General features: G+C 35.1%; 4 protein-coding genes and 1 pseudogene. 2 read left to right on the forward strand and 3 right to left on the reverse strand.

The genetic code is table 11. From position 1 onward, the window contains the following. The first annotated feature begins 75 nt into the window (after positions 1-75). The gene (locus DRF57_RS12385; RefSeq protein ID WP_115918801.1) at positions 76-540 is read left to right on the forward strand and encodes a carboxymuconolactone decarboxylase family protein; all 465 of its coding nucleotides are present in this window, start codon (positions 76-78) and stop codon (positions 538-540) included. Between the two features lie 50 nt (positions 541-590). Here DRF57_RS12385 and DRF57_RS12390 read toward each other — a convergent pair whose 3' ends face one another. From DRF57_RS12390 to lptB, 3 genes and pseudogenes are all read right to left on the reverse strand, one after another. Then, positions 591-2,318 (reverse strand): ABC transporter ATP-binding protein, encoded by a 1,728-nt coding sequence (locus DRF57_RS12390; RefSeq protein WP_084085864.1) that lies wholly within the window; start codon positions 2,316-2,318, stop codon positions 591-593. 173 nt (positions 2,319-2,491) lie between these two features. Next, positions 2,492-4,288, reverse strand: coding sequence for a DKNYY domain-containing protein (locus DRF57_RS12395; RefSeq protein ID WP_115918803.1), 1,797 nt, complete (start codon positions 4,286-4,288; stop codon positions 2,492-2,494). Between the two features lie 591 nt (positions 4,289-4,879). Then, positions 4,880-5,605 (reverse strand): annotated as a pseudogene (gene lptB / locus DRF57_RS12400) (LPS export ABC transporter ATP-binding protein); the annotation flags it as partial. A gap of 131 nt (positions 5,606-5,736) precedes the next feature. On the opposite strand from lptB, the gene DRF57_RS12405 reads away from it, so the two are divergent. Then, positions 5,737-6,030, forward strand: coding sequence for a TM2 domain-containing protein (locus DRF57_RS12405; protein WP_047488448.1), 294 nt, complete (start codon positions 5,737-5,739; stop codon positions 6,028-6,030). Positions 6,031-6,154: the final 124 nt, after the last annotated feature.

Here is a 6,154-nt window from a genome sequence, read left to right on the forward strand (position 1 = left end):
TATTTATCATTTGTAAAAAAATTCCGAAAATTTCCGTTCTACATTTGTCACATCATTAATCAAAAAACAAATAGTATGTCACAAAGAATCAACGCATTTGCAATGGGAAACAAAGCGATAAATGCACTTCACAACATGGGATTTCAGGTACAAAACTCATCATTAGACAATACGTTTTTAGAACTCCTTTATTTCAGGGTATCTCAAATGAACGGATGTGCTTTTTGCCTGGATATGCATTCCAAAGAATTAAGAGCAAAGGGTGAAACCGAACAGAGAATATTTCTGGTAAGTGCCTGGAGAGAATGTTCATTTTATACAGAAAAAGAGAAAGCAGGACTACTCTGGGCTGAGTCTTTAACAGCTTTACAGGGTAAAGAAGTTCCTGATGACGTATATTCACAAGTAAGTCATTATTTTTCTGAAACGGAAATAGTGGATTTAACAATGGCCGTCATCGCTATCAACAGTTACAATAGAATCAATATTGCTTTTGGTGCAGAGGTGGGCACTTATCAGGTTCCTGAAAAAGCCCATTGAAAAATGGGTATTGAATAAAAAAACTCAGCTATCCGGCTGAGTTTTTTTATTTAGTTTTCTTTATAAGTATTCACCAGTTTATCCAGGTTTAAACTCCGTGCTGAAGCATCAAAAATCTCACGATAGGTACCATCTTTACTATAAAGTTCATCATGAGTCCCGTTTTCGACCACCCTGCCCTTTTTCATCACATAAATGGTATCTGAATCTAAAATCTGGGATAAAGAATGCGAAATAATAATCACCGTTCTGCCTTCTTTTATGGCATCTAAGGAATTCTTGATCTGCTCTGTGGCTATTGCATCCAAACTTGCTGTAGGCTCATCCAGAAAAATGATAGGTGGATTTTTAAGAAATAATCGGGCAATAGCAATTCTCTGCTGCTGTCCTCCTGAAAGCTGAGTGGCATCATGATTATACTGGTCAGGGAGATCCATAATCTGCTCATGCAGGTAAGCCTTTTTTGCAGCTTCCTGAATTTCTTTAAGATCAGCATTCATATCTCCATAGCGGATATTGTCTTCAATACTTCCCTGGAAGATATGATTTTTCTGAAGAACTAATCCGAGATCACTTCTCAGAAAAGTATTATCAAATTCATTAAGGTTGATATCATCCAACAGGATTTCCCCGGAATCCGGGAGGTAAAATTTACACAAAAGATTAATCACCGTAGATTTCCCTGCCCCACTTAACCCAACCAAAGCGGTTGTTTTTCCATTCTCAATTTTCATGGATACATTATGCAAAGCTTTTGTCCCATTGGGATAGGTAAAATCAACATTTTTCAATTCAAAAACGCCCTTGATCTGTTTTTCTACAAAAGTTCCGTTAGGTTCAGCTTCATGATCTGCATTAAGAATATCAAAATATCCTTCGGCATAGATCATGGCGTCATTCATATCATCATAAATCCTGTGCAGTTGACGGATAGGTGCTGAAACATTATTAAAAAGCATAATATGAAGCATAATAGCCCCGATAGTCATCTGCTGATCCAGCACAAGATAAACCGTTAAAAGAATAATAAGAACGACTCCGAACTGTTCAATAAAGGTTTTCAGCCCATCATAAATAAAGTTGATCTTTCTGGTAAACATCTGGCTTTCCATGAGCTGCATCTGCAGATCATACTGCTTTTTACCTTCAAATTTTTCACGGACAAAACTTTTGATCACCATAATGGAATTAATCAGATTCAAAAGTCCTGAAGTTTTCTTTTCTCTCTGGTTTCTGAGCTGGCGACGCACTCCACCCAGCTTTTTCGCCTGTAGGGAGCTTATATAAAAATAAATGGGAACAATGATCGTAGAAACCATTCCCACATAGACATTCTGCATGTACATTATAATCAAAGCGATAATCGCATTGGAAAAAAGCGGTAAAATATCTATGAAAAAATTCTGGACCAGCTTTGTTAAACTTTCAATACCGCGGTCGATTCTGATCTGTAATTTTCCGGAATCATGGTTTTCATCATTAAAATAAGCAACTTTATAGGTCAAAATTTTATCTATAGCTGACTGGGCGAGAACAGAACTTACATTAATTCTGATCTTTTCCCCGTAAAACTTCTGTCCGAAATTGATAAAAATATTCAACAATTCCTTTCCCAACAAAATAATGGAGATAATGATCAGGATATGGATACCTTCTGTCATGGGATGTGGAAGATGGGTAAGCTTGGTCACCTCATCCACTGTATATTTCAGTACGATTGGGTTCACCTGTGCTGCCAGAGCTCCCAAAAAAGTAAGAAATAATGTGCCATAAATCATGGGACGGTAAGGCCTGATAAATGGAACCAGCTGTTTATAGATCCCGAATAAAGTAACTGTTCTGTTAAAAGGTTTTGCCATAGGAATTATTTAAACTGAAAAACGTACCGTTTCAAGAGAAAAGGTACGTTTTATTATGATTTACAGCAAATAATTCTTTGTTATTCTAAGATTTATCTGATTTCTAAAAGTTGTTTAAGATTGGGATCAGATGCAGGTATTTCATTGATTTCAACACTTTTATCGGAAATCAATGCCAGCCAATAGCCTTCAGCATTTTTAAATACGTAATAAGTAGATGAAACAGGATTTCCTACTGCACACATCGGCCATGAGCCCTCATATGCAGCAAGAAGTTCTATATTTTTGCTCTTAATGATTCTGTGGGTTTTTGTATAAATATAATCTTTATCCGCAAGGAAGGTATTAAATACCCTTACAGAACCTGGATCTATTCCTTTGAGAGTAGTTAATCCTGTATTATAAGAATAAAAATACACGTTGTTTTTATCTTTATAATAGGTATCTTTAATATTTTCAAATGTTTCTGCATCTGCAGAAGTTTTTTTATCATTCCAGTAGACATTATTACCCACTTTTCCCAATAGAAAATCGTAATTGGTTCTGAACTGAACGGAACCATTAATTTTTATCAGATCTTTATTCTTGTTTTTCAGAATATCAATATGTTCCTGAGTTACATAATTAAAAACACTGGCATTATTATGATCTGAATATGCCTGATCTTTATAAAAAATATATCCCGGAATTTCGATGATATCTTTACGGTCTACTGCACCTGAATAATTGAAAGGAATCTTTTTATATAAAACCTCATTGGTCTTAGCATCATAGGAACTAATGTATATCCCGTTTTTATCATAACACAGTGCCTGATCAGCGATAACTCCAAAGCTTGGGGCATCAAATTTTGGTTTGTCTAATAAAGTTTCTGCTAAAAAGACTTTTTTACCATCCATGATAAATGTATAGACATAATCTGTGTTCCATATTTTCAATTTTCCGGCATCTGCTATATCAATGGGTAATATTTGATCCTGATAATAAACATGATTCTTATCTCTAAAATAGAATTTATCCAGTAAAACAAATGTATTAGGATCTGCATCAGGCACTGCATTGCTGTCACTGTAAACATGATTTTTATCTTTAGCAAAATGTTCATTTACAGAAACAAACGAAGCAGCATCTGCACCCCTTACAATAGAAGAACCATGATAGGCCAGGTTTTTATCTTTGGCATAATCTCCATGCAGTTTAATAAAGGAATCAGCATCACTTCCGGAAAGAATATTTTCCCTATTAAGGACGTGATTTTTTGCTTTCTGTAAATACGGAGTAAGATAAGTTACAGGAGTTCCTTCAAAAAATACTTTTTCACCCCTGTCATAAAATCCATTTTTGTCATAACACAATTCCCAGTCAAGAAAAACAATAGTATTGACATCTATATCTTTGACCAGTTTATCATAGTAATAGACCTGATCCTTGTATTGATAGTATTGGTAACTGGAATAATTTCCTTTTGAATCTTTCAGCGAAATAAACTCTGAAGCGGTAAGGTCAGTAAGCTCGGTAAGGTTTTTATAAATCTTAGTTTTGGTCTTCCAGAGATGGCCATTATCAGTTGTCCCTATATATTTAAAACCTAATGTATCTGTTTTTACAAAATTTCCTTCTACAAAAATTCCATCTTTATTTCTGGCCATTTCGTCATAAACTTTATGTACAGAAAAGGATTTCGTATCTGCGCTCGTTACGTGTCTTATCCCTTCGTTTCCCTGAAAGACAATATAATCTTTATTAATAAGATAAACATTAGCTTCCAGATTGGGTGCATCGTAAACGGATAAAACAGGATTCACCACGGGCTTCTTAATAGAAACTATGGTTTGGGCATTTGTTTTTATTGAAAAGATAAGAGGAAATATGAAAATAAGACACTTCATAGACTTTACGAATATTATTTTCCTCAATATTAATCATTACTATATTTAAACTGATCACTGTTATCAGCTATTTTTCAGACAGTTTCAACAAAATTCTCCCACACTCCGCACCAATCCCCAAAATCTTTTTGATCAGGAATATCCCAGCGGATTATCTTTGAAAATTCATGTTTTTTTTAATCTGTTAGAATCCCATATTCATGATCCGGAAAGTCTTTGCTTCCAATTTTTATATTTTCAACAAAATCCCCGATTTTATCCTTCATACATATACGTCGTCAGATAGTGAAGTTCTGATTGACTCGCCTCTTTAGATGCTGCTTCTGCCTGTTCTAAGGAATATTGGCTGTTGATTTCTTTTTTCTGGAAAACAAATGAGTTGTTTGCATTTTTATCCACCACTTCATTAAAGATATGCTCAATCTCAGAATTGGCCAATGAAGCAAAGCTGATATCTTCAAAACCATACATCAGTCTAAGGTCATCAAACTGTTTAAAGTTTTCATCTACAAATCCCTGGAAATGGTTTTTTGAATCAAAATTTCCTGCCCAGATATTGTAGGCATATTTTTTCTTTTTCGGTTTGTCTAAAATACTCTGATAAACGAAGTTTTCTCCAAGGTATGCTTCTCTTACCTGTGGATCATTGGCAAGATCTTCAGGAAGTCCTTCCTTAAGAATTTTACCTTCAAACATGATATAAGTTTTGTTGGTAATAGCCAGCGTTTGCTGTACGTTGTGGTCGGTAATTAAAATTCCGATATTTTTATCAACTAAGCTTCTTACAATTTTCTGAATATCTTCTACCGCAATCGGGTCAACCCCGGCGAAAGGCTCATCCAAAAGAATGAAATTCGGGCTGGTAGCAAGACAACGGGCAATTTCCGTTCTACGTCTTTCTCCTCCGGAAAGAAGGTCCCCTCTGTTTTTACGAACGTGTTGTAAAGAAAATTCTTCGATCAGCTCATCACATTTGATTTGCTGTTCACGTTTTGAAAGTTTGGTCAGCTGCAGTACTCCCATAATGTTTTCTTCCACGGAAAGTTTTCTGAAAACGGAAGCTTCCTGAGCCAGATATCCGATTCCTTTCTGAGCTCTGCGATACATCGCATCAGTGGTGATCTCCTGTTTATCAAGAAAAATCTTTCCTGAAGTAGGCTTAACCAACCCTACAATCATATAAAACGAAGTGGTTTTTCCTGCTCCGTTCGGACCCAGCAAACCAACAATTTCTCCCTGTTGAACCTGTACAGAAACGCCTTTTACAACTTTTTTAGGACCGTATTCTTTGATTAAGTTTTCTCCTCGTAAAATCATAGGGCAAATATATCAAAAATATAAACTCCCTTTATAGCAATATAAACTTATTTACTTTCATAGCACTGTAACTTTTTATAACTTCAAACTACTTATATTGAAAAAAATCAATCATTTAAAAACATTAGGAAATGGAAAATTACGGCTATACAAAAACAGAAAATACACAAAATCAGCAGAACAATATTCCCTATCGTTCGGAAAAGAAACTTCCAGCGGCCATATTAGGTATTCTGGTAGGGTGGCTGGCTCTCAATAAATTTTACCTGGGTTATACCAAAGAAGGTGTTATTCAGCTCGTCCTGAATATTGTTACCTTAGGAGCTGCTTCTATTATCCCGTTTATAGAAGGTATCCTATACTTGTTTATGAGTGATAAACAGTTTGATGATACTTATGTGTATGGAAAAAAAGGCTGGTTATAATATGATATAAAAAAAACACCTCTAGTTTAGACTGCCCCCAAAAAGTTAGACACTTTTTAGGGGCATTTTTTATGGGACAATCAAAATATAGTTTAGAATTTAAAACAGATTGTGTTGTTAAGGT

Origin of the sequence: Chryseobacterium rhizosphaerae (assembly GCF_003385455.1) — a bacterium.
Lineage (GTDB): Bacteria > Bacteroidota > Bacteroidia > Flavobacteriales > Weeksellaceae > Chryseobacterium > Chryseobacterium rhizosphaerae.

What these genes read in the sequence shown, in the direction of transcription:
- DRF57_RS12395 (WP_115918803.1), bottom strand. Translation starts at nt 4,288, where the DNA reads ATGAAGTGTCTTATTTTCATATTTCCTCTTATCTTTTCAATAAAAACA.
- DRF57_RS12405 (WP_047488448.1), top strand. Translation starts at nt 5,737, where the DNA reads ATGGAAAATTACGGCTATACAAAAACAGAAAATACACAAAATCAGCAG.
- DRF57_RS12390 (WP_084085864.1), bottom strand. Translation starts at nt 2,318, where the DNA reads ATGATTTATGGCACATTATTTCTTACTTTTTTGGGAGCTCTGGCAGCA.
- DRF57_RS12385 (WP_115918801.1), top strand. Translation starts at nt 76, where the DNA reads ATGTCACAAAGAATCAACGCATTTGCAATGGGAAACAAAGCGATAAAT.